This window comes from Cognatundibacterium rivi, from assembly GCF_018139565.1.
Taxonomy (GTDB): Bacteria; Pseudomonadota; Gammaproteobacteria; order Burkholderiales; family Burkholderiaceae_D; genus Undibacterium; species Undibacterium rivi.
Genome location: NZ_JAGSPK010000003.1, coordinates 295429 through 317804 on the forward strand (window position 1 = coordinate 295429; position 22376 = coordinate 317804).

At 51.5% G+C, this 22376-nt stretch carries 19 protein-coding genes and 1 riboswitch; of the genes, 5 read left to right on the forward strand and 14 right to left on the reverse strand.

Annotation, left to right across the window (positions count from 1 at the left end):
* Nucleotides 1-32: 32 nt before the first annotated feature.
* Complete coding sequence (locus KDM87_RS09990) at nt 33-2495, reverse strand: S53 family peptidase (protein ID WP_230407689.1); 2463 nt, start codon at nt 2493-2495, stop codon at nt 33-35.
* Nucleotides 2469-2555, reverse strand: a riboswitch (cyclic di-GMP riboswitch). It overlaps the preceding gene by 27 nt.
* Nucleotides 2556-2929: 374 nt before the next feature.
* Nucleotides 2930-3868: a histone deacetylase family protein gene (locus KDM87_RS09995; protein WP_212678939.1), complete on the reverse strand. Its 939-nt coding sequence runs from the start codon at nt 3866-3868 to the stop codon at nt 2930-2932.
* A gap of 142 nt (nt 3869-4010) precedes the next feature.
* On the opposite strand from KDM87_RS09995, the gene KDM87_RS10000 reads away from it, so the two are divergent.
* The 5 genes from KDM87_RS10000 (at nt 4011) to KDM87_RS10020 (ending at nt 9761) form a co-directional block, all read left to right on the forward strand.
* On the forward strand, nt 4011-4931 hold the full coding sequence (locus tag KDM87_RS10000) for an AAA family ATPase (RefSeq protein WP_212678940.1): 921 nt from the start codon (nt 4011-4013) through the stop codon (nt 4929-4931).
* 34 nt (nt 4932-4965) lie between these two features.
* Nucleotides 4966-5949: a DUF58 domain-containing protein gene (locus tag KDM87_RS10005; RefSeq protein WP_212678941.1), complete on the forward strand. Its 984-nt coding sequence runs from the start codon at nt 4966-4968 to the stop codon at nt 5947-5949.
* Between the two features lie 10 nt (nt 5950-5959).
* Nucleotides 5960-7954, forward strand: coding sequence for a transglutaminase TgpA family protein (locus tag KDM87_RS10010; RefSeq protein WP_212678942.1), 1995 nt, complete (start codon nt 5960-5962; stop codon nt 7952-7954).
* Between the two features lie 29 nt (nt 7955-7983).
* Entirely contained in the window at nt 7984-9102 is a 1119-nt protein-coding gene (gene mltB, locus KDM87_RS10015; protein ID WP_212678943.1) for a lytic murein transglycosylase B, read from the forward strand.
* 359 nt (nt 9103-9461) lie between these two features.
* The gene (locus KDM87_RS10020; protein WP_186883059.1) at nt 9462-9761 is read left to right on the forward strand and encodes a hypothetical protein; all 300 of its coding nucleotides are present in this window, start codon (nt 9462-9464) and stop codon (nt 9759-9761) included.
* Nucleotides 9762-9884: 123 nt separating this feature from the next.
* On the opposite strand, the gene cysM is transcribed toward KDM87_RS10020, so the two are convergent.
* The 12 genes from cysM to pheA form a co-directional block, all read right to left on the reverse strand.
* Nucleotides 9885-10787, reverse strand: a complete 903-nt coding sequence (cysM, locus tag KDM87_RS10025) for a cysteine synthase CysM (RefSeq protein ID WP_212678944.1) — start codon at nt 10785-10787, stop codon at nt 9885-9887.
* Between the two features lie 278 nt (nt 10788-11065).
* Nucleotides 11066-11599, reverse strand: a complete 534-nt coding sequence (locus tag KDM87_RS10030) for a ComEA family DNA-binding protein (protein WP_212678945.1) — start codon at nt 11597-11599, stop codon at nt 11066-11068.
* A gap of 131 nt (nt 11600-11730) precedes the next feature.
* On the reverse strand, nt 11731-12654 hold the full coding sequence (rfaE1, locus tag KDM87_RS10035) for a D-glycero-beta-D-manno-heptose-7-phosphate kinase (protein ID WP_212678946.1): 924 nt from the start codon (nt 12652-12654) through the stop codon (nt 11731-11733).
* A gap of 11 nt (nt 12655-12665) precedes the next feature.
* A complete protein-coding gene (locus KDM87_RS10040) occupies nt 12666-14039 on the reverse strand; it encodes a UDP-glucose dehydrogenase family protein (RefSeq protein ID WP_212678947.1) in 1374 nt (457 codons plus the stop codon).
* Nucleotides 14040-14132: 93 nt separating this feature from the next.
* Nucleotides 14133-15308, reverse strand: coding sequence for a lipopolysaccharide assembly protein LapB (gene lapB, locus KDM87_RS10045; protein ID WP_212678948.1), 1176 nt, complete (start codon nt 15306-15308; stop codon nt 14133-14135).
* A 119-nt stretch (nt 15309-15427) separates the two neighbouring features.
* Complete coding sequence (locus KDM87_RS10050; RefSeq protein WP_190479294.1) at nt 15428-15742, reverse strand: LapA family protein; 315 nt, start codon at nt 15740-15742, stop codon at nt 15428-15430.
* Nucleotides 15743-15893: 151 nt separating this feature from the next.
* On the reverse strand, nt 15894-16199 hold the full coding sequence (locus tag KDM87_RS10055; protein WP_186883052.1) for an integration host factor subunit beta: 306 nt from the start codon (nt 16197-16199) through the stop codon (nt 15894-15896).
* A 30-nt stretch (nt 16200-16229) separates the two neighbouring features.
* Entirely contained in the window at nt 16230-17936 is a 1707-nt protein-coding gene (rpsA, locus tag KDM87_RS10060) for a 30S ribosomal protein S1 (RefSeq protein WP_186883051.1), read from the reverse strand.
* A gap of 138 nt (nt 17937-18074) precedes the next feature.
* Nucleotides 18075-18755, reverse strand: a complete 681-nt coding sequence (gene cmk / locus KDM87_RS10065; RefSeq protein WP_212678949.1) for a (d)CMP kinase — start codon at nt 18753-18755, stop codon at nt 18075-18077.
* A gap of 75 nt (nt 18756-18830) precedes the next feature.
* Entirely contained in the window at nt 18831-20168 is a 1338-nt protein-coding gene (gene aroA / locus KDM87_RS10070) for a 3-phosphoshikimate 1-carboxyvinyltransferase (RefSeq protein ID WP_212679254.1), read from the reverse strand.
* Between the two features lie 162 nt (nt 20169-20330).
* Nucleotides 20331-21248, reverse strand: a complete 918-nt coding sequence (locus KDM87_RS10075; protein ID WP_212678950.1) for a prephenate dehydrogenase — start codon at nt 21246-21248, stop codon at nt 20331-20333.
* A 7-nt stretch (nt 21249-21255) separates the two neighbouring features.
* A complete protein-coding gene (gene pheA / locus KDM87_RS10080; protein WP_212678951.1) occupies nt 21256-22329 on the reverse strand; it encodes a prephenate dehydratase in 1074 nt (357 codons plus the stop codon).
* Between the last annotated feature and the right edge of the window lie 47 nt (nt 22330-22376).

Below are 22376 nucleotides of genomic sequence, written 5' to 3' on the forward strand. Positions count from 1 at the left end.
TGCATGGGCGTTTTTTTCAATCTGATTCTCGTTTATTTCGCCGTAATCGTGACCGGTACCGATGCCTGCGCTGTGCGTCCGGCGGAATCCGTCACCACCACTTTCAGGGTATAGCTGCCGGTAACAGGTGATGCCCAGCTGGCGGTGATCGCCAGACTGCTGCTCATGGAAAAACTCATTCCCAGCGGCACACCGGAAATCGATACGGATACCCAGCTGACACCGGGATCAGAGATACTGATTTGTCCGGTCAGTGCTTTACCGGCAACGCCCGTCATCGCTGGTGCGGTAATCACCGGACCACTGACCGTCGCAGTCGATACAACAACGGTATAAATCGCCTGACCGCTGAGTCCGGTTTTTGTATCTTTGGCGATGGCTGTCACGTTATACGTTCCGACCACTGGTGCTGCCCAGCTGACGACACCACTGGTGCTAACCGCCATACCCGCCGGTGCGCCGCTCAGGCTGTACGTCACAGGATTAGCCGCAGTCACAACGACAGAGAATGATAAAGCGGTGCCAGCTTTCGCGCTGATTGTGCCGCCCGTCACCACCGGTGCCTTCGCCGCAGCAATCGTGATGTTGTACACCGCTTTGCCACTCAGCCCGGTTTTTGTATCAGTTGCAGTCACTGTGACCGCATAGCTTCCGGCAACCGGTGTCGTCCAAGTCACAATACCTGTGCTGGCAATCGTCATACCTGACGGTGCGCCGCTCAGTGCATACGTCAGCGGATTCGTCGCTGTTGCCGAAACGGTGAAAGTCAGCGCAGTCCCGACCTGCCCGCTGATCGCAGCGCCAGTCACCACGGGTGCCGTCGGCGCAATGGTGGTGCCCGCCAGCGTGCTGATCAGATTGGCGATGTTCGGCGTACCCAATCCTGTCAACTGGTCGTAACCGGTCTTCGCGTAACATGTCGCACAAGTTCCGTCTGAACCTTTGACGATGTCAGCAAACGTGCTGGCGTACGTGCCGGGTACAGTAGAAATCTGTCCATACAAGATACTGTGAGGCTGCCCCAGCGGAGCTTTTGCCAGTTGTGCACGCGTTGCATTTGCCACTGCGACGATCCCTGCCCATTGAGGTGTCGATAAGCTGGTGCCACCGGCACTGATCCAGTTAACCGTTGCGCTGCCCGGATTGATCACCGCCACATACTGCCCGGTTGAAGGATCTGCGTTGAATGCCACGTCAGCAACAGTGCGGCGTGCGAGCGTGCCCATGCCGGGAACGCTGCTGTTCTGATAGGTAGGCAAAGCGGTGTAAGCACTGGTGCCGCCACCGGTGCCAGACCAGCCGCTTTCACTCCGCGAGCCGCTGCCGGAATACGTCAGCGAAGTGCCGCCGACCGCCACCACATAGGGTGACACCGAAGGCCAGCTGACGGCCGCGCCGGAGTCACCGGTTGCTGCCAGATACGTCATTTTGGCGGCGCTGAAAGCAGCATCGACCGATGCCGTCCAGTTACCTTCTGCCGCACCAAAACTCATGGATACCACACCCGGCCCCATCGCATTCGCGAGCTTGACCGCGCCGAGCAAACTATTCAATGAGGCATCAGCCGCTTCGATCAGAACGATGCGCGCCAGCGGTGCGGTCGCGTGTGCCCACTGTACATCGAGGGTGATTTCAGTCGCCCAGCCTGAGTTGTAGGCCGGCGCAGTGCCAGTCAGTGTGCCGCTTGCGGTATTGTAGGCGACCACTAATTCACAAGCGTTGGTCGCCGGTGCTGCCAGCGGCAAGGCGCTGGCAGCCGCCAGGGTTTTCGCGGTACAGCCAGGCAAACCGAATTTCTGATTGAATGCCGCCAGTTCTGCTGCCACATTCGGATCGTGATATGCATCGACGATATAAATCGTCTGACCTGCGCCGAGTTGCGCCGCCTGCGCGGCTGTCAGACCGCTCATGCTCGCAGGCAGAGCAGCCAGACCGTATGCGGCGCGGATTTGCGCCGGTGTGTAAGTAGATACCACGCTGGAAGTGGCTTGCGGTTGTATTACGCTGTTACCGGGTAAGGCGCGCACGCGTGCCCCCTGCGCCGCCTGCACTTCCTGCATCGCCGTCACGGTCAGACCGCGTTCCGATAATTGCTGAAACTCTTCGGGTATCGCCTGCTGACGCGGCCCCATCAGTGCCGATGCGCTGCTGTTGAACGCATCGATATCAGCTGGCGTATCGAGCAACACCGGAGCGACGTGAAATGTCGGTTGTGCAATCTGCGCCGCTACCGTTTCCGGCAATTGGGCAACATCTGCACTGAGTGTCGTCGTCGCAGTCGCAATCGCGGCGGGCGTCTGATTCAGCGAAGCATTATCTGAATTACTGCCACAGGCACTCAGCAAGACAAGCAGACTGGCAGAAAGAATCCGGGGGACAGGTTTGGTGGCGGGACGGGTGACAGGCATGGGCTCAGCTCTCTGTTGTTGGCGAGGGCCACGCGAAATACCTGATGACATCACAGGATAGTCAGCAACCCCGCTACCGTGGCGCATGCGCGCTGTAGGCCGGAGGCTTTGCGTCTCTGCCTTTCGACAGATTTGCCCTCAGAATCGTCACAGCGCAAATGCGCTACGACTACTTATGAAATAAAGTAAACGATGCTGAGTGTAAGGAGTATGTCGTGGTAAGAACAGCGTACAAATGTTAAAGAAGATTGAAACGATATCGTCATTGACATCATTTTGTCGCCAGCCAGCAACGACATTTATTTTCAGACCAAAGAGCCGGCATATCCACCGTCAGCCAGCAGTCGGCATATTTGCAGAAAACGGGATATTTGGCACGACACGGAAGAAAACAGGGGGAGTATCGCCAATTTCTGCTTATATGTCCGCAGAAACAAAGGGCTATTAAAAATACTCCCCCCCAGTATATTTGAGGGTAATTTGCGGCAAATTGACGGATATGCAGAGCCGGACGCAGGCATTTACTCCAGATCGGCCAGCACTTTCAGATGCGCCGTCACGCTGCGGGCCAGTGCTGACAGGTTGTAACCACCTTCCAGACAACTGACAATGCGGCCTTTGGAATAGTCTTTCGCGACCGCCATCACCTGTCTGGTGAGCCAGGCAAAATCGGCTTCGGTCAGCCCCAGTTGACCCATGTCGTCTTCGCGGTGCGCATCAAATCCGGCCGAGATAAAAATCATTTCCGGCTGAAACGCACGTAAGGCTGGTAACCATTTTTCCGTGACCAGCGTGCGGATCACATCGCCATAGCTGTGTGCAGGCACTGGCACGTTGACCATATTGCTGGCCGGCTCGCCATCGCCGGAATATGGATAAAAAGGATGCTGAAAAAAACTCACCATCAACACGTGCGGGTCGTCACGGAAAATATCTTCGGTGCCATTGCCGTGATGCACATCAAAATCAACGATAGCAACACGCTGCAAACCACGCACGTCGATAGCATGACGGGCAGCAATCGCAACGTTGTTAAACATGCAGAATCCCATCGATTCCTTGCGGCTGGCATGGTGCCCCGGTGGGCGCACCGCGCAGAAAGCATTTTCGATTTCAGCATCGATCACGGCATCGGTTGCGGCAATCGCCGCCCCTGCCGCGCGCAGACAGGCGCGCCAGGTATAGCTATTTAGGGCCGTATCGGCATCGAGTGGAAAGTGATCGTATTCGGAATGTTCGGACGGACAATTTTCGCGTATCCGGTAAATCGCATCCGCCGTGTGCACGCGCGCCAGATCGCTTTCTTCTGCTGATGGTGCATCGCGATGATCCAGCAAAGTGCTGATGCGGCTGGCGATCAGTTGGTCTTCTATCGCCTGCAAACGTTCGGGTGATTCCGGATGCCATGATCCCATTTCATGGCGTTTGCAATCTGCATGGGTGTAATACGCGGTTGTCATGTCTCGGATTTTTGTAGATTTAGCTATCAGTTTCACCTTATTTAGCGGCTTTTGCAAATGCACCTGCCCGGCCGGTGCAGGGATTACAACAAGCCGGTTTAATTCGGCTACACTGTGCGCTGATTTTTACGCGAGGAAATACATGTTTTCCCAATTGCATAAAGTTGCAAAACAAGTCAATAACGTCATTATCGGTAAAGAGCTGCAAATTCGTCAGGCACTCGCCTGTTTGCTCGCTGGCGGTCATTTGTTAATCGAAGATTTGCCAGGCGTTGGTAAAACCACCCTTGCGCACGCGCTGGCGATTTCGCTGGGTCTGAAATTTAACCGTCTGCAATTCACCAGCGATTTACTGCCCGCCGATGTCGTCGGCGTGTCGATTTTTGATCGCGAAAAAAATCAGTTTATTTTTCACCCCGGCCCGGTATTCACCCAGGTCTTGCTGGCCGATGAGATTAACCGTGCCACTCCCAAAACACAGTCGTCGCTGCTGGAAGCGATGGAAGAGCATCAGGTTTCAGCCGAAGGCCAGACGCGCAAACTGCCTGCGCCGTTTTTCGTGATCGCAACGCAAAATCCGGCGCATCAGGTCGGCACTTTTCCGCTGCCAGAATCACAACTCGACCGTTTCCTGATGTGCCTGTCACTCGGCTATCCTGATGCGGCGGCAGAACGTGCGCTGTTATTGGGTGAAGACCGCCGCGCCTTGCTGTCAAAGCTGCCTGCGTTGATGCAGGCCAGTGAGTTATTACAGGCGCAGCAGCAACTCAAACAAATACACACCTCACCTGCGTTGGTTGATTATGTCCAGGCGCTGGCGCAGGCAACCCGCCAGGGTGATGTTTTTGCCGAAGGCATGAGCCCGCGCGCATCGCTCGCTTTGTTACAGGCAGCACGCGCCTGGGCGGCACTTGAGGGACGCGATCATGTGCTACCGGAAGATGTGCAGGCCATCATGATTCCGGTGATTGCGCACCGCCTGCGGCCACTCAAATCGGTCAATGGTAAAGCCAGCGCCAGCGCAGATTTACTGGCACAACTGATCAAGCGCGTTGCCGTCTGATGGGCGCTGAACCGGAGACCGGAAAACGGATGTCATGCTGACCGCTTTATCTGAACGCTGGAAAACTCGCCTGCACAAGATCATTTTTCTTGAGCATCAACCTGAGAGTGGTGAAGTTTTTCTGAAACAGCGCCGCGTCTTCACGTTGCCAAGCAAAGCAGGCTGGATGTTTTTGCTGATGCTGCTGATCCTGTTTATTTCTGCGACTAATTACAGTCTCAGTCTGGGTTTTGCCTTGACGTTTGTGCTCGGCAGCGTCGCGCTGGTGAATGTCTTTTTCTGCTTCAGAAATCTAGCCTACCTGCATCTCGATACCGGCCCGGCGCAAGCCGTGTTTGCCGGCGAAGAAACGCACTTCACCATTTTCCTGATCAATCGGCGTCAATATCAACGCTACGCGATCTGGGTCGGCTTCAACGAAAAAAATGCACCGGAAAAAGCGCTGGATATTGCCCCGGAAAGCCGAGCCAGCATACATCTGAGCTATCCAACGCGCAGCCGCGGCTGGCAGGCAATTCCACGGGTGCGCCTGCAAACCTGGTTCCCACTTGGTTTATTACGCGCCTGGAGCACCTGGCTGCCAGACGCACGGGCGCTGGTGTATCCAGAGCCGGAAGAACATGCGCCGCCGCTACCAACTTCTGGGGCACCATCGCATGAACTTGAAGGTCAGGGCGGTAACGAGGATTTTTCCGGTGTGCGGGCATATCAACCGGGCGATGTACTCAAACATCTGGCATGGAAACAAATCGCCCGCGTCGATCCTGCACTCGGTGGACAACTGGTGACTAAGCAATTTACCGGTGGTGCAGGCAACGATATTCTGCTGGATTTTTCTGCCCTGCCTAGAACGATGAATCTGGAACTCAAACTTTCGCGCATGACCCGATGGGTGCTGGAAGCAGATCAGGCCGGGCTGCAGTATGGTTTTAAGCTGGGGCAGGAAGATTACGCTCCTGCGCAGGGGCCTGCACATCGCGACGCCTGCCTGCGCGCCTTAGCGCTTTACGAATTGTGATAGTGTGACTATGCGCCGGACTCTTTCCCTGCCCGTCTTCAGCCGCGATAAAGCAGATACGCTGCTGTTAATCATTGCCTGCCTGAGTGTATTACTACCGCATTTTTCGCACCTGGGAATATGGGTCAGTATCAGCTGTGTTGCCTTGCTGATCTGGCGTGGCTGGCTGACGCTGACCGGACGCCGCCTGCCACCGGGATGGATACTGGTTCCGGTGTCGGCGCTGATGATGCTGGGCGTCTATCTGACGCATAAAACCTTCTTTGGGCGTGAGGCGGGCGTCAACATGCTGGTGCTGCTGCTGACCTGTAAATTATTAGAGATGCACGCCAAGCGGGATCTGTTTGTCGTACTTTTTCTGAGTTTCTTTTTACTACTGACCAGTTTTTTTTATCAGCAAACCATTGCGGCTGCGTTCATGACGCTGATTTCGGTGAGTCTGCTGCTGACGGCGCAATTGTCATTTCATTACACCGGTCTTTTCCCCTCGCTGAAACAACGCCTGAAATTGGCCTTCGGCATGATGGCACTGGCGATTCCGCTGACCTTGTGTGCGTTCTTTCTTTTCCCAAGAATACAGGGGCCGCTTTGGGGGTTGCCGGGTGATGCGCACAGCGGACGCTCAGGCTTGTCGGAAACGATGTCACCGGGCGGCATCAGTGATCTGGTCTTGTCAGAAGAGATTGCGTTCAGGGTGAAATTTTATCAACCGGTACCGGATAAATCACTGCTGTACTGGCGCGGTATCGTGATGACAGAATTCGATGGCAAAACCTGGTCGCCATCCCGTTTTTTGCAAATAAATAACGGCGATATTGCACAGTACGCAGGAACACCGATCACGCAGGAAATCATTCTGGAACCGCAAAGCCAGCGCTGGTTATTTGCTCTGGATTTACCGGCAGCGGCACCGCAGACAGATGGCAACAATATCGCCACGATCAACCGGCAAATGGAGCTGCGCAGCAACGATATCATCAGCCAGCGTCTGCGCTATCAGGTGACGTCTTATCCGCAGTATCGTTACCTCGTCGAAAACAATCTGCGCGAGTTACACCGAGCGCTGGAAATACCCGCCGGTTACAACCCGCGCAGCGCCGCCTTCGCGGACTCGCTAAGGCGTCAATACAGCGATGACCGCGCGCTGATCAATGCGGTTTTAAAGTACTTTCGCAAGGAAGCATTTACTTACACGCTGGAGCCACCTCTGCTCGGCATCAACAGTATTGATGATTTCTTGTTCAAGAGTAGAGCGGGGTTTTGCGAACATTATGCGAGCGCGTTTGTGAATCTGATGCGGCTGGCCGGTATTCCGGCAAGAATCGTGACGGGTTATCAGGGCGGTACACTGAATGAAGTCGATGGCTATTTTGAAGTTCGCCAATCCGATGCCCACGCATGGACAGAAGTATGGCTCGAAGGCCGGGGCTGGGTACGCGTCGACCCGACGGCCGCAGTCGCTCCGGAACGGGTTATGCAAAATCTAAATCAGGCGATTCCCAAACGCGGCTTTGCGGGGCTGATGAATTTTGCCTTGTCTGGCAATTCATGGAGCCAGTCGATGCGGATGCGCCTTGACGCGATCAATAACTCCTGGAATCAGTGGGTGCTCAATTACAACCAGCAAACACAGAAAAACTTTCTCAGTTCCTTCGGCTTTAAAGACCTCGACTGGTCACGCATCAGTCTGCTGTTTTTTATCACTGGCAGCCTGATTATCGGTGCGATTGCCCTGCCGTTGATGCTGAACAAACCTTCGATCCCGGCAACGGATAGAGTATACTTGTCGTTCTGCAAAAAAATGGCAAAGAAAACACCGCCCCGCGCAGTGGACGAAGGGCCTTATGCATATCTGCAAAGATTGAAAAACACATTGCCAGCAAAAGATATTCCCCCGGTGGAAAAATTCCTGCGCACCTATATCAATGCGAAATATGGACAAACCACCGCTACGGAAAGCCAGCGAATACGCCGCCTGAAAACCCTGTTAGCAGCCTGTCGCTAATTGACTGAACACGCATTTTGACATCGACTATGGTGAAATCTATTCAATACCTCGTTCGCAGTTGCTTTTGCGCTGCGCTCGTCGGCAGCATTGCGCTGCCCGCATTCAGCGCAACGTCTTCCACAAATAAAGCACCGGTCAAACGCAGCAATCTGACGACCTCTGCAACTCCAGTGACGCAAGAAAATGTGCGTTTCAATGAATGGAAAGAAGTCTCTGCCTTCATTACGGAAATGGTGGATAAGCATCAGTTTGACAAAGTGCAGTTGCAAACCGTGTTTGAACAAGTGCGTTACGTTGAAAGCGCAAGGCAACTGATGAAGCCTGCACCGCCCGGGAAACCAAAAAACTGGAAAGCCTATCGTGCCCGCTTTGTGGAACCTTACAGGATAGAAGCCGGCGTCGCATTCTGGAATAAATATGCAGATGCGCTGGAGCGCGCACGCCAGCAATACGGTGTGCCACCGGAGATTATCGTCGGTCTGATTGGTGTCGAAACTATTTTTGGAAAAAACACCGGAAAATTCCGGGTCATGGATGCGCTGACAACACTGGCCTTCGACTACCCGGACACGCCGACCAGAGATGCCCGTATGCAGTACTTCCGCAATGAGCTGGAAAACATGCTGCTGATGGCAAGAGAATCTGGCGTCGATCCATTTGCATTTAAAGGCTCTTACGCAGGCGCGATAGGCTGGCCGCAATTCATGCCAGGCAGCATACGTAAATTTGCCGTCGACTTCGACGGTGATGGCAGCATCAATCTGACCGATTCACCGATCGATGCCATCGGCAGCGTCGCTCACTACCTGGCGATGCATGGCTGGAAAAGAAATCTCCCAGTCACCTTTCCGGCGACCCTGATTTCAAGCGAAGCAAACCCGGCGTTATTGCAGACGGCGCTGAGCCAGGGCTTGCGTGCGAGCTATTCTCTGGCGGAATTAAAAACCTTTATCAGCACAGCGAGCAGCGATGCGCCAAGCAACATACAGTATGGCGTTATCGACTTACAGAATGGCGACGAAGCTACCGAATACTGGCTGGCGACCGATAATTTCTTCGCGATTACGCAATATAACCGTAGTTATTTTTATGCCATGTCGGTGTTTGATCTCGGGCGAATCATCAGTGCGGCAAAAGAAAAATAGGTATATGTCAGCTTGAACAAAACTTTTTAACAATATGTTTCGTTTTCACCAATTGATTTAAGGTACTTTTTACCCAATACTATATTCGTAAGTAATTGCTAGCATGCAAAAGACGGTAATAACCATCCATTGCATGTTTTTTTAAAAACAAGCGTTGCGATTAATTGCAAATTAAACTACAGTGACATTGTCTTATTAATACTAATGCATGTTTGATGCTAAGTGTGAATAGGGATTTAACAATGGTTTGCTATTCTTGCTAAAAGCAAATTCTATTTTAAAGTTACAATGTTACCGTTTGATTAATTCTCATTGAAGCAATTAAATCCAGCATCAATAGACTAGACAGCGAGGTAATTATGGCAAATTTAACCCAGCTTGAATCGGATGAGATCGACTACGATCCCAACAATCTTTTAGATACTCTGATCAAGCAATTGCATTTAAAAAATGACGCAGCACTCTCAAGAGCGTTAGAAGTTGCACCACCGGTCATCAGCAAAATCAGACATCGTCGTCTGCCTGTAGGCGCTTCATTGTTGATCCGCATGCATGAAATCAGCGATATCAGCATCAAAGAATTACGCGAACTGATGGGCGACCGTCGCGCGAAATTCCGCATCAGTGACAAGCAATTCAAGCCAAAAGACGCAGCTTAAATGCTTTCCGGGCAATACCCGGTGACAGATAAAGCAAAATACCGAAACTACTTGTGAGAGTAATTTCGGTATTTTTTTGGGAAAAATTAACTGGGCAGATCTGCGCCCAGACTTACAGGAAACTCAGGCTGGAAAGACGCCCGTCGATAAATAACGATCGCCGCGGTCACATACGATAAACACGATCGTTGCGTTTTCTACTGTCTCCGCGATTCTCAGTGCAATTTCACAAGCACCCGCCGCTGAAATACCGCAAAAAATGCCCTCTTCCGCAGCAAGTCTGCGCGCCATGTGCTCGGCATCCCCCTGGCTTACTGATTCTACCTGGTCAACTTTGGCTTTATCGAAAATTTTAGGCATGTACGCTTCCGGCCATTTGCGAATGCCGGGGATTTGCGAGCCCTCTTCTGGCTGCGCACCAATAATCTGAATCTGCGGATTTTGCTGCTTCAGATAGGCGGAAACGCCCATGATCGTTCCGGTCGTTCCCATTGCGCTGACAAAATGAGTGACTTTCCCGTTCGTATCCCGCCAGATTTCCGGTCCGGTACCTTCAACATGAGCAAGAGGATTATCCGGATTCGCGAACTGATCCAGAATCAAACCCTTGCCTTCTTTTTGCATTTGTTCGGCCAGATCCCGCGCATACTCCATGCCGCCGGTTTTGGGTGTCAGTATAATCTCCGCACCGTACGCAGCCATACTCTGACGACGCTCGATACTCAGATTTTCCGGCATCAGTAAAATCATTTTGTAACCACGCATGGCTGCCACCATCGCCAGTGCAATGCCAGTATTGCCGCTGGTCGCCTCAATCAGGGTATCACCAGGTTTCAGTTGACCCCGCTCTTCAGCGCGCCTGATCATCATCAATGCAGGTCTGTCTTTGACTGAGCCTGCTGGATTATTCCCTTCCAGCTTGCCTAATATAATGTTGTTGCGACGCCGATTTTCCTCACCCGGTATTCTTTGCAAACGCACTAAAGGGGTGTTGCCAATCGTGTCTTCGATCGTCAGGTAAGACATAGTTATCAATAGTCGTGAAACACAGGCTTATTCTAAACGCACTTGAATTCTGCCGCATGGCACTTATTGCGGCGTGTCAGATCACAAAACTGCGCTATCTCACTGTTTTCACAGGTAAATATCGCAGCTGACGGCTTTCAGAAACAGATACATTCCTTATACATAATTCGCATAAGCTAATAAAAAAGCCTCCGATGTTTTAAAACCGGAGGCTTTTACGTAAAACACAGGCGGTGACGATAAAGATCGACGCCTGAAAATAAGACTATTTAATCAGATTATTTTGCTTTGCCTTCTTTTGCACTGGCAGCTGCTTTCTCAGAAGCATCCGCTTTTTCTGCTTTCGCCGCTTTTTTCTCTGCTTTTGATGCTTTTACTGGTTTTTCGGGTGTTTTTTCTGTCGACTTATCATCGGCTTTTGCGGCTTTAGCAGGTGCATCTGCTGGCTTAGCATCCGCTTTAGATTCTTTTGGTTCTTTTGCCGCTTTTGCAGGTTTGCTTGCTGACTTGTCTGCGGCAGCTGGTTTAGCTGGTGCGCCTGGCTTTGCCTGTCCATTCACGGTCAAACCTGCTTCAGACAGTTTGGTGGAATTTTTATCGCCAATTCCCTTCACACGTGCTTCGAAATCAGCCCAGTCTTTGAAACTGCCATTTTTTGTGCGCTCTTCGATAATCGCCTTGGATTTGGCAGGGCCTATGCCTTTAATTCCATCCAGAGCAGCCTGATCGCCCTTATTAACATCAACGTCAGCAAACGCAAAACCCATGGTGGCAACCATTGCAGCCACTGCTAATAATAATTTCTTGAACATATGAAGACTCCCCAAAAAGTGATGAACTTTAATGATCATGTTTCATTTTCTAAAATGCCAGAAAACGAAACATGATTATTAACGGTAAAAGCACATAAGGGTTGACTTATTTTCACCAGATTAAAAGAAAACTACATTTGCGAAAATAATTCTTCTTTTGTCACCGTCGCCGTACCCAGCTTGCCAACCACAATGCCACCGGCGCGGTTTGCTATCGCAACAGCATCCTGCATACGCATACCATTCGCCATCATCACCGCCATTGTCGCGATAACAGTATCGCCAGCACCGGAAACGTCAAACACTTCGCGCGCCATTGCGGGTACATGCGTGACATCTTCTTCGGTAAATAGGGTCATTCCCTCTTCAGAACGCGTCAATAACAAACCTTGCAGATTTAATTCGCGTCGTAAATTTTGTGCTTTTTCAGTCAGCTCGGCCTCGTTCGCCCATTCGCCGATAATCAGTTTCAGTTCTGATTTATTCGGCGTTAATAATGTTGCTCCTGCATAGCGGGCGAAATCACTGCCTTTGGGATCCACCAGAACAGGCTTACCAGCGTCTTTTGCGGCTTGTATCATCGCCGTCACATTCATCAGACCGCCTTTGGCATAATCGGAAAAAATGACGACGTCGTATGCACTCAGCAAGGCATTGAAACGATTCAGTTTGTCTCTGAGAACAATTTCTGTTGGTTTTTCCTCAAAATCAATACGTATCAGTTGTTGCTGGCGACCAATGACACGTAACTTGATGATCGTTGATATTTGTTTGTCGCGGCTGAGATAACTAGAAATACCAGCTTTTTTCAGCAGATTTTCAATACTGTTACCAGCCTCGTCATCACCAATGATACCCATCAATCCTGCATTCACGCCAAGCGCAATTGCATTCAGCGCCACATTTGCCGCCCCGCCCAGTCGTTCTTCGCGACGCTCGACGCGAACGATAGGAACCGGCGCTTCAGGAGATATCCGGTTCACCTCACCAAACCAGTAACGATCGAGCATGACATCGCCAGCGATCAAAATTTGCTTTTTCACTTGCTCATTCATTAAAACCGACCTCACTTACGCGTGAGTACGGAACGGCCAATGCCGTGATATTCAATACCCAGTTCAGTCATCACAGCTGGTTCAAACAGGTTTCTGCCATCAAAAATCACGGTCTGTTTTAAACGCTGTTTCACCTGATCAAAATCGGGACTTCGGAAAGCCTTCCATTCCGTGACGATCGCCAGAGCATCTGCATCATTCAATGCATCCATAGGGTTTTCAGCATAACGGATAGATGCGAGCAATTCCGGTGCGTCATAAAAATCGAGTTCAAACACACGTTTGGCTTCTTCCATAGAAACCGGATCGTAAACGGCCACTGTGGCACCATTCCGCAGCAATTCCCCAATTAACACACGCGATGATGCTGCCCGCATATCATCCGTGTTGGGCTTAAATGCGAGACCCCAGATTGCAAAATGTTTACCGACAATCCGCTTGTCAAAGCGCTGCATAATTTTGGCGCCGAGAATCTGTTTCTGGCGCGCATTCACTTCTTCAACCGCCTGTAAAATCAACAGGTTCAGGCCATAGTCCTGCGCGGTACGTTCCAGCGCCTGTACGTCTTTTGGAAAACAGGACCCGCCGTAGCCACAGCCTGCATATAAAAAGCTATGCCCAATGCGGGGATCCGAACCGATTCCGTGGCGTACCGCTTCGATATCAGCACCGACATGATCCGCCAGATTAGCAAGTTCATTCATAAACGAAATGCGCGTTGCCAGCATCGCATTTGCTGCATATTTCGTGAATTCGGCAGAACGAACATCCATCCAGTAAGTACGTTCGCGATTGCGATTAAATGGTGTGTACAACTTTTTCATCATGTCGCGCGCTTTTTCGCCCTGAGGCGTCGCGTCGCAACCTATCACAATACGATCAGGACGCATAAAGTCCTCAACCGCAGCGCCTTCTTTCAGAAACTCAGGATTGGACACCACTGAGAAAGTTGCGGTTGCTGCGCGCGCAGCCAACTCCTCTTGTACGGCAACGCTGACGCGGTCAGCGGTACCAACAGGAACGGTCGATTTATCGACGATGACTTTAAAGCCGGTCATGTATTTACCGATATTACGTGCCGCTGCCAGCACATATTGCAAATCAGCGGAACCATCTTCATCGGGAGGTGTACCAACCGCAATAAACTGGATATCGCCATGCGCCACGCTCGCCTCAACATCGGTGGAAAAACGAATGCGACCAGCCGCGCGGTTACGTGCTACCACTTCCTCCAGTCCGGGTTCATGGATAGGAATTTCCCCATTGTTCAGGATGTCGATTTTGCGCTGATCGACATCCAGACAAAATACATCGTTTCCCAATTCCGCGAGACAGGCACCCGTCACGAGGCCAACATAACCAGTACCAATAATAGTAATTTTCATTTTGCGATCTCAGTCCCAAATAAATAGTGCCGTATCCCTGCCAAAGCCATCGTTCCTTGATCCGAACAAGATGCCACATGCAGAGGAATACAATTAATTCATTACATTTAACTCTTCTGTACGTCGTGGCGGATAAGTCTCCCAGCGACTGCAACCTGGACAGTGCCAGTAAAACTGTCTCGTCTTAAAGCCACAATGAGAACACTGATAGCGTGATAATTTCTGTGCATAACCATGCACCAGATTTTTGACCAGCGACAGTTCTGGCCGGAACTCTGGCGAAACCTCAATCAAACGGGCGTCCAGTAATTTTTCCAGCCCGAGCAAAGTTGGCGTCCTGCGTAATTCATCGCTCACCAGCTGATTTGCGGCCGCTACCGTATCAAGTTCTATTGTCGCCTTAAATACTACCTCGAGCAGATCCACCGATGGCGCTTCTTCAAGGTAGTTTTTCAACAGATTCAGGCCTTCCTGCGGACGCTCCAGTTTGCGATATGCGTCCATCAGACGTTGCGCAACCAGCGCCACATGCGGCACACTTTGCTGCTCCACACGCAACCATGCAGTAACGGCTTTGTCTGTTTCACCGATTGACTGATACACGTCGCCCATCAGGATCACGGCACGGACACTTAAACGGTCTATCGCCAGCGCTTTTTCTAATACAGTAAGCGCTGCCTCAGTATTACAGCGCGCCAGCTCATCCTGAGCAATTTCGCAATAAAACTGCGCGATCTCTTTTTGCCGCTCACCGGCACCAGCCTCTTGCAATGCATATGCTGCGTCTATCGCACGCGCCCATTCTTTTTCACGCTGATAAATTTCGAGCAGAGCGCGGCGTGCCTGAACTTCAAACGGTCCGGAGACAAGCTGATTAAACGTTTCCTCAGCACGGTCTAATAAGCCTGCTTTTAGGTAATCCTGCCCCAGTTCAAACATGGCCTGCGTCTTTTGATCAGACGGCAAATCTGGGCGTTGGACAAGGTTTTGATGCACCCGGATAGCGCGCTCGGTTTCACCACGGCGGCGAAATAAATTACCCAACGCAAAATGTAATTCAACCGCTTCGGGATCAAGACGAACAATATCGATAAACGCATCAATTGCTTTATCCGGCTGTTCGTTGAGTAAAAAATTAAGCCCTTTGAAATAGCCACGCGGCAGACTGCGCGACTCAGAGAGCAGCTGGCGGATATCAATCCGGGCAGCCAGCCAGCCAAGAGTAAAAAACAAGGGGATGCCAAGCAACCACCAAATTTCAAATTCCATTTTTCTTATTTTCTGTAATGTTTTTCAAGATAGTCAGTATCTGCCTGAATGATGTCAGCAAGAGACAAGCTTCCTTCATCTCTACATTCACATTTCAGGGCAAAGCCGGCGCGTGAAGACTAATCGTTCCGCACACTATCTGGTTGTGGTGCCTGCATACTTGCCTGCTCGGCAAGCAAACGCTCTTTCTCAATTTCCGCCAGCGTTTTCTTGTGACGAGAGAGATCACGACGGTGTCTGAACACCATAGGAACCATCGCCAGAGCACCCAACACGGCACCCGCTACGAAAAAAACCAACAGCATAATCACCAGAGGTGCTGATTGTTGATAACCGAAGAAATACTGAAGCGTAACGATCTGATCATTCTTTAAGGCAAAGCCGAAAAAGATAATGAAAAGTATCGCAGCAAGCAATCTGGAAATATATTTCATGGTTACATCCTAATGAGTAAAAGCGGCATTAACGAACGCTGTTGCTTTACTGTGTCTGCAAAGCGACCATTGTACTGAAAAAAAACGGCATACCGGAAAAACCGATATACCGTTTTTTAATTTGCATCAATCGCGAGGCCCGATGACCCGTCTAGTCATCGTGTATCGGCTGCCCAACCATGGCATCGACACGTTCGCGCAATTCTTTACCTGGTTTGAAATGCGGCACCCGTTTTTCGGGCACCATCACTTTGTCACCAGATTTAGGATTACGACCTATCCGTGGAGGACGACTGTTCAGAGAAAAACTGCCAAAACCCCTGATCTCTATCCGCTGCCCTGTCGCCAGTGCATCGGTCATTGCATCTAAGATAGTTTTGACAGCGACATCCACATCTTTTGCAACCAGTTGTGGATATCGCTCCGCCAGACGAGCTATCAGCTCCGACTTCGTCATATTTATAAAACCTTATGACTGAGATTGAGCTTAGTTTTTGTTGTCGAGTTTAGCTTTCAACAACGCGCCCAGGCTGGTAGTACCAGAAGCTGCATTGGAATCTACTGCTGTAGACATTTTTTGCATTGCTTCTTGTGTTTCAGCGCTGTCTTTTGCTTTGATGGACAACTGAATGCCACGTGCTTTGCGGTCGATATTCAATACCAACGCTTCAACACTGTCGCCAACTTTCAGGTGTGTACCAGCATCTTCCACGCGATCGCGGGAGATTTCGGATGCACGCAGGTAGCCCTCAACGTCGTCAGCCAGTTGGATCACTGCGCCTTTTGGCTCAACAGATTTCACTGTACCAGTAACGATTGCGCCTTTGTCGTTCATTGCACAGTAGTTATTGAATGGGTCGCCTTCGAGTTGTTTAACACCCAGAGAAACGCGCTCACGTTCAACGTCGATTGCCAGAACGATGGCTTCCAGTTCATCACCTTTCTTGAAGCGACGAACAGCTTCTTCGCCTGTTTCATTCCAGGACAGATCAGACAAATGTACCAGACCGTCGATATTGCCAGACAAACCAATGAATACGCCGAAGTCAGTGATGGACTTGATCGCGCCGCGAACTTTGTCACCTTTCTTGTGGTTGATCGCGAAATCATCCCAAGGATTAGCTTTGCACTGTTTCATGCCCAGGCTGATACGACGACGCTCTTCGTCGATTTCCAGAACCATAACTTCAACTTCGTCGCCCAATTGAACAACTTTGTTTGGTGCAACGTTTTTGTTCGTCCAGTCCATTTCGGAAACGTGAACCAGACCTTCGATACCTTGTTCGACTTCAACGAACGCACCGTAGTCGGTCAGGTTAGTTACTTTACCGAACAGACGTGTGTTCGCTGGGTAACGACGGGACAAACCTGTCCATGGGTCGTCGCCCAATTGTTTTACGCCCAGGGACACACGGTTTTTCTCTTGGTCGAATTTCAATACTTTTGCAGTGATTTCCTGACCAACTGTCAACACCTCGGAAGGGTGACGTACACGACGCCATGCCAGATCAGTGATGTGCAACAAGCCATCGATGCCGCCCAGATCAACGAACGCGCCGTAGTCAGTGATATTTTTAACGATACCAGTAACCACTGTGCCTTCTTTCAGGGTTTCCATCAGTTTTTGACGCTCTTCGCCCATCGATGCTTCAACAACAGCGCGGCGGGACAGCACAACGTTGTTACGCTTGCGGTCGAGCTTGATAACTTTGAATTCCATGGTTTTGCCTTCGTAAGGAGTTGTATCCTTCACTGGGCGTGTGTCAACCAAAGAACCTGGCAAGAAAGCGCGGATGCCGTTCGTCAGAACAGTCAGACCACCTTTAACTTTACCGTTAACTGTACCAGTAACGATCTCGCCAGACTCCAGCGCTTTTTCGAGCGCGAGCCAGGAGGCCAGACGTTTTGCTTTGTCACGGGACAGGATAGTGTCGCCGAAACCGTTTTCCAGCGAATCAATCGCTACGGAAACGAAATCGCCGATATTAACTTCCAGGTCGCCCTGGTCGTTTTTGAATTCTTCAACAGGAATGAAGGCTTCAGACTTCAAGCCTGCGTTCACGATCACGAAGTTGTGGTCGATACGAACGACTTCAGCAGAAATCACTTCACCGGAACGCATATCCTGACGTGACAGGGACTCTTCGAACAAAGCTGCGAAGCTGTCTGCACCGGTTGCGAAATCTTGGGACATGAATACAGTAGACATAATATTTTTGAGTTAGCCGGAACAGAACAAAGGCGCTGTTTACCGGGTTAGGTTGAACAACCCTTTAATAAACTTGCTTTATCAAAGGGACTTACTCGCACATTCAGCAATCAAACCGCCCGACTATTGCGACGGCTTACTTTCCTGTGCTTCTGCATACCATTCCAGCACCTGATTCACCGCTTGTTCAGCAGTAATTTCTGAGGTATCCAGAATAATTGCACCTGATGCAGGCTTGAGTGGGGCGGCTGCGCGGGTACTGTCTCTCGCATCACGTTCCATCAAATCTTTTACCAAGTCTTCCATATTAGCAGAAATTCCCTTTTCAATCAATTGCTTATATCGACGGCTTGCGCGCGCCTCTGCACTTGCTGTCAGGAAAATTTTAAGGCTGGCATCAGGAAAAATCACGCTGCCCATGTCGCGCCCATCGGCAACCAGGCCGGGCGCATTGCGGAACGACAATTGCAGGTCCACCAACGCTTTGCGGACTTCAGGCAACACCGCGATGCGTGATGCGGCGACGCCGATCGCTTCGGCGCGCACATCATCAGTCACATCGTCGTCTTCCAGCATGACGTGGCCGTGAACGAAACGGCATGGCAAGGCACGTGCCAGAACCGCAATGCTTGCCTCGTCGTCGAGCGAGATATTTTTGCGTTGCGCCATCAGGGCGGTCAGGCGGTAGAGCGCGCCAGAATCGAGATAATGAAAACCCAGATGTTTGGCAACGCGATGGGCAACGGTTCCTTTGCCGGAAGCAGTCGGCCCATCAATCGTGATTACGGCATATTTATTTGTCATTTTGGGGGAGTATCCTTCAATTTTGCTCAATTGTCCGCATAAACAAAGGCTGTTTTAATATACTGGGGGGGAGTATTAAAACAGCTCCTGATGGTTAATTTTGGCAAACACCTCAAAATAATCTGGAAAAGTCTTGGCGACGCAATGCGGTTCGTTTATCCGCATCGCTGCGCCGCGCCGCGCTTTCCCGTCCAGACTGGCAAGCGAAAAACACATCGCCATACGATGATCATCATAGGTATCGATGGTCGCCGGCAATATCTGCGCCGGTGGCGTGACGCGCATGTAATCCGCGCCCTCTTCCACGGTTGCACCCAGTTTTCTTAATTCCGTCGCCATTGCCGACAAACGATCAGTTTCTTTGACGCGCCAGCTCGCAATATTACGCAACGTTGTGGTGCCATTTGCATACAAGGCCGCCATCGCGATCGTCATTGCGGCGTCAGGGATATGATTGAAATCCATATCGATCGCCTGCAATACGCCATTCGATTTGGCTTCTATCCAGTTATCGCCACGGGTGATCGTCGCTCCCATTTTTTCCAGCGCTTCTGCAAAACGGACATCGCCCTGTATGCTGTCGCGCCCGACGCCTTCCACTCTGACTGGCCCACCAGCAATCGCGCCAGCCGCCAGAAAATAGGACGCAGACGACGCGTCGCCTTCAACATGCACCACGCCCGGTGACACGTAATGCTGCCCACGTTTGACGGTGAACGCCTGCCAGCCGTCGCGTTCGACGGCAACACCAAAACGCTGCATCAGATTCAGCGTGATTTCAATATACGGTTTAGAAATTAATTCGCCGACGACATCAATCACGATGTCATGTTCTTTCGCCATCAATGGCGCGGCCATCAGCAAGGCCGTCAGAAACTGGCTGGAGACATTGCCTTTGACTTGCAAACGCTGCGCATGAATGTGACCGCGGCGGATGTGTAAAGGTGGGTAACCGGGATTGCCGGTGTACTCAATCTGCGCACCGGCCGCGTTCAACGCATCGACCAGATCGCCGATGGGACGCTCATGCATACGCGCCACGCCATGCACAGTGTAATCACCGCCCAGCACCGCCAGCGTTGCAACCAGCGGACGAATCGCCGTCCCCGCATTTCCCATAAACAGATCGGCCTGATGGTGCGGCAATTGCCCGTTGACACCGCGAACCGTGTAGTTCTGACTGTCACCCTCCTGCTCCCAGTGCACACCGAGTTGCTGCAAGGCGTTCAGCATCACCAGCGTATCATCGGATGCGAGTAAATCTTTGATTGCCGTCGTTCCCTGCGCCAATGCTGCGAGCAGCAAGGTGCGGTTGGAAATGCTCTTGGAGCCGGGTAAGCGCACCGTGCCCTGCACCTGCATTATTGGCTGCAAATCAATGTATGGCGGATAGTGTTTGCTTTGTTGAGTCATAGTGATGAACTTATTCGGATAGCAACCGGAACCTTGTCCCGGTGCTGATAATTTATTGTCGACAAAGAATAACAGACGGGATACTGAACAGACGAGGCGCAGATCACCAGCGATCAAAATTTATCCTTCGTTACCCTGCATCAACCGGAGTAAAGGCCGAGCTTAATCTCCACCTTCGCGCTGCTGCTTTTCTGCGGCTTCAATCGCGGAAATCCAGTTATGGCGGGCACGTTGCGCGTTCGCATAAATGCCTTCGATACCGGTCGCATCCGCGTTCACTAAATGCTGACGCAACACTGCCAGACGCGCGGTATACGAATCGAGTTCCTGCAACATTGCATGCCGGTTTGCCAGCGTGATATCGCGCCACATTTCCGGCGAAGAACCGGCAATCCGTGTGAAATCGCGAAAGCCGCTCGCCGCGTATTGAAACAGCGTGTCCGCATGCTGTTTACGGGCGATATCATCCACCAGCGCATATGCAAGCAGATGCGGCAAATGGCTGACTGCCGCAAACACCGCGTCATGCCCGGCGGGATCAAGATAATGAATAATCGCACCGCACTGCTGCCAGGCCCACGCAACGCGCGCAACATCGGCGTCACTGTTTTCCGGCAGACGTGTGATCACGGCTTTTTTACCAACATATAAATCAACGAGCGCTGCTTCTGGCCCATTCAACTCGCGACCAGCAATCGGATGCGCTGGCACAAACTGGCGCAGCTTCGCACCCAGCGCTTGTTTTGCCGCCTCAACGACATCGGATTTGGTACTGCCAGCGTCGGTAACAATCGTTGTTGGCGACAAATACGGCTGTATGGAATCCAGAATTGCTTTGGTTTGCGCGACCGGCGCGGCAATCAGCACCAGATCGGTATCCTTAACGGCCGCTTCCGGCGAGGTCGCGATGCTGTCGATAATACCGAGCTGCAATGCCCGCTCCAGCGACGCATGACTGCGCCCGACGCCAACGATGTGCTGCACAGCGCCAGCTTTTTTCAATGCCAGCGCAAATGAGCCACCGATCAGACCAACGCCAAAAATCACAACGCGCTGAAAAACATTCGATACGTTAGCCATCAGGATCTCACAGCGTACAAGGATAAGAACCCAGGACTTTGAAGAAAGCCGCTTTTGCATCAAGCTCAGCCATCGCCGCTGCAACTTTTTCATCCATGACGTGCCCTTCCACATCGACATAGAAATAGTATTCCCAGTTACCAGTACGCGCGGGACGCGACTCAAAACGGGTCATCGAAACGCCATGTTTGGATAAGGGTGCCAGCAGATCATAAACAGCACCGGCTTTGTTCGGCGTTGCCAACACAATCGAGGTCTGGTCTTTGCCGCTTGGGGTGGTGTGCAAACGGCCTATCACGGCAAAGCGCGTGCGGTTGTGCGGATCATCCTGAATATGGGCGCTGACAATGCCGAGGTTATATTGGGTGCCAGCGATTTCACTGGCAATCGCAGCAACGGTGTAGTCACCACTGGCCATGCGCGCGGCTTCGGCATTGGATGCGACTGCTTGTCGTTCAATATGTGGGAAATGCTGATTCAGCCACGCCTGACATTGCGCTAATGCCTGCGAATGAGCGCAGATGCGACTCACACCTTCCATGTTGCCGGACTTGCTCATCAGACTGTGCTGCACAGGAATCGCCAGCTCACCGCTGATTGCCAGACTGGTTTGCAGCAATAAATCCAATGTACGGTTGATCGCACCTTCCGAAGAATTTTCAATCGGCACAACGCCGAAATCCGCGGTACCTGCTTCTGTGGCGCGGAAAACTTCATCTATCGAGACGCAGGGCAACGCCTGAATCGCGTGACCAAACTGCTTGTAGACGGCTTGCTCGCTGAATGTACCAACCGGACCGAGAAACGCCACCACGACACGTCGCTCTAAAGCGCGGCAGGCGGACATGATTTCGCGGAAAATCAGCTGAATATCTTCGTTCAGCAAAGGGCCGGGATTACGCTCAGCGACTCCGCGCAATACCTGCGCCTCGCGCTCTGGGCGAAACACCGGCGCATTGGTTTCTGCTTTGACGTGGCCGACTTCTTCGGCCACACGGGCACGCTGATTCAGCAAATCGAGAATCTGGGCATCGATCGTATCAATCTTGATGCGCAGAGGGAGTAATTTGTTGTCGCTCATAACTAACCTAAAAACCGTTTTTGAACACTGTGACAGCGGCGCACGAC

Excerpts from the sequence above, each read along its gene's own strand:
- KDM87_RS10020 (WP_186883059.1), top strand. The coding sequence starts at position 9,462 with ATGGCAAATTTAACCCAGCTTGAATCGGATGAGATCGACTACGATCCC.
- lapB (WP_212678948.1), bottom strand. The coding sequence starts at position 15,308 with ATGGAATTTGAAATTTGGTGGTTGCTTGGCATCCCCTTGTTTTTTACT.
- KDM87_RS10055 (WP_186883052.1), bottom strand. The coding sequence starts at position 16,199 with ATGACGAAGTCGGAGCTGATAGCTCGTCTGGCGGAGCGATATCCACAA.
- rfaE1 (WP_212678946.1), bottom strand. The coding sequence starts at position 12,654 with ATGAATGAGCAAGTGAAAAAGCAAATTTTGATCGCTGGCGATGTCATG.
- cysM (WP_212678944.1), bottom strand. The coding sequence starts at position 10,787 with ATGTCTTACCTGACGATCGAAGACACGATTGGCAACACCCCTTTAGTG.
- KDM87_RS10010 (WP_212678942.1), top strand. The coding sequence starts at position 5,960 with ATGCGCCGGACTCTTTCCCTGCCCGTCTTCAGCCGCGATAAAGCAGAT.
- KDM87_RS10005 (WP_212678941.1), top strand. The coding sequence starts at position 4,966 with ATGCTGACCGCTTTATCTGAACGCTGGAAAACTCGCCTGCACAAGATC.
- KDM87_RS10030 (WP_212678945.1), bottom strand. The coding sequence starts at position 11,599 with ATGTTCAAGAAATTATTATTAGCAGTGGCTGCAATGGTTGCCACCATG.
- cmk (WP_212678949.1), bottom strand. The coding sequence starts at position 18,755 with ATGACAAATAAATATGCCGTAATCACGATTGATGGGCCGACTGCTTCC.
- KDM87_RS10075 (WP_212678950.1), bottom strand. The coding sequence starts at position 21,248 with ATGGCTAACGTATCGAATGTTTTTCAGCGCGTTGTGATTTTTGGCGTT.
- KDM87_RS10050 (WP_190479294.1), bottom strand. The coding sequence starts at position 15,742 with ATGAAATATATTTCCAGATTGCTTGCTGCGATACTTTTCATTATCTTT.
- KDM87_RS10040 (WP_212678947.1), bottom strand. The coding sequence starts at position 14,039 with ATGAAAATTACTATTATTGGTACTGGTTATGTTGGCCTCGTGACGGGT.
- KDM87_RS09990 (WP_230407689.1), bottom strand. The coding sequence starts at position 2,495 with ATGCGCCACGGTAGCGGGGTTGCTGACTATCCTGTGATGTCATCAGGT.
- aroA (WP_212679254.1), bottom strand. The coding sequence starts at position 20,168 with ATGACTCAACAAAGCAAACACTATCCGCCATACATTGATTTGCAGCCA.
- KDM87_RS09995 (WP_212678939.1), bottom strand. The coding sequence starts at position 3,868 with ATGACAACCGCGTATTACACCCATGCAGATTGCAAACGCCATGAAATG.
- rpsA (WP_186883051.1), bottom strand. The coding sequence starts at position 17,936 with ATGTCCCAAGATTTCGCAACCGGTGCAGACAGCTTCGCAGCTTTGTTC.
- pheA (WP_212678951.1), bottom strand. The coding sequence starts at position 22,329 with ATGAGCGACAACAAATTACTCCCTCTGCGCATCAAGATTGATACGATC.
- mltB (WP_212678943.1), top strand. The coding sequence starts at position 7,984 with ATGGTGAAATCTATTCAATACCTCGTTCGCAGTTGCTTTTGCGCTGCG.
- KDM87_RS10000 (WP_212678940.1), top strand. The coding sequence starts at position 4,011 with ATGTTTTCCCAATTGCATAAAGTTGCAAAACAAGTCAATAACGTCATT.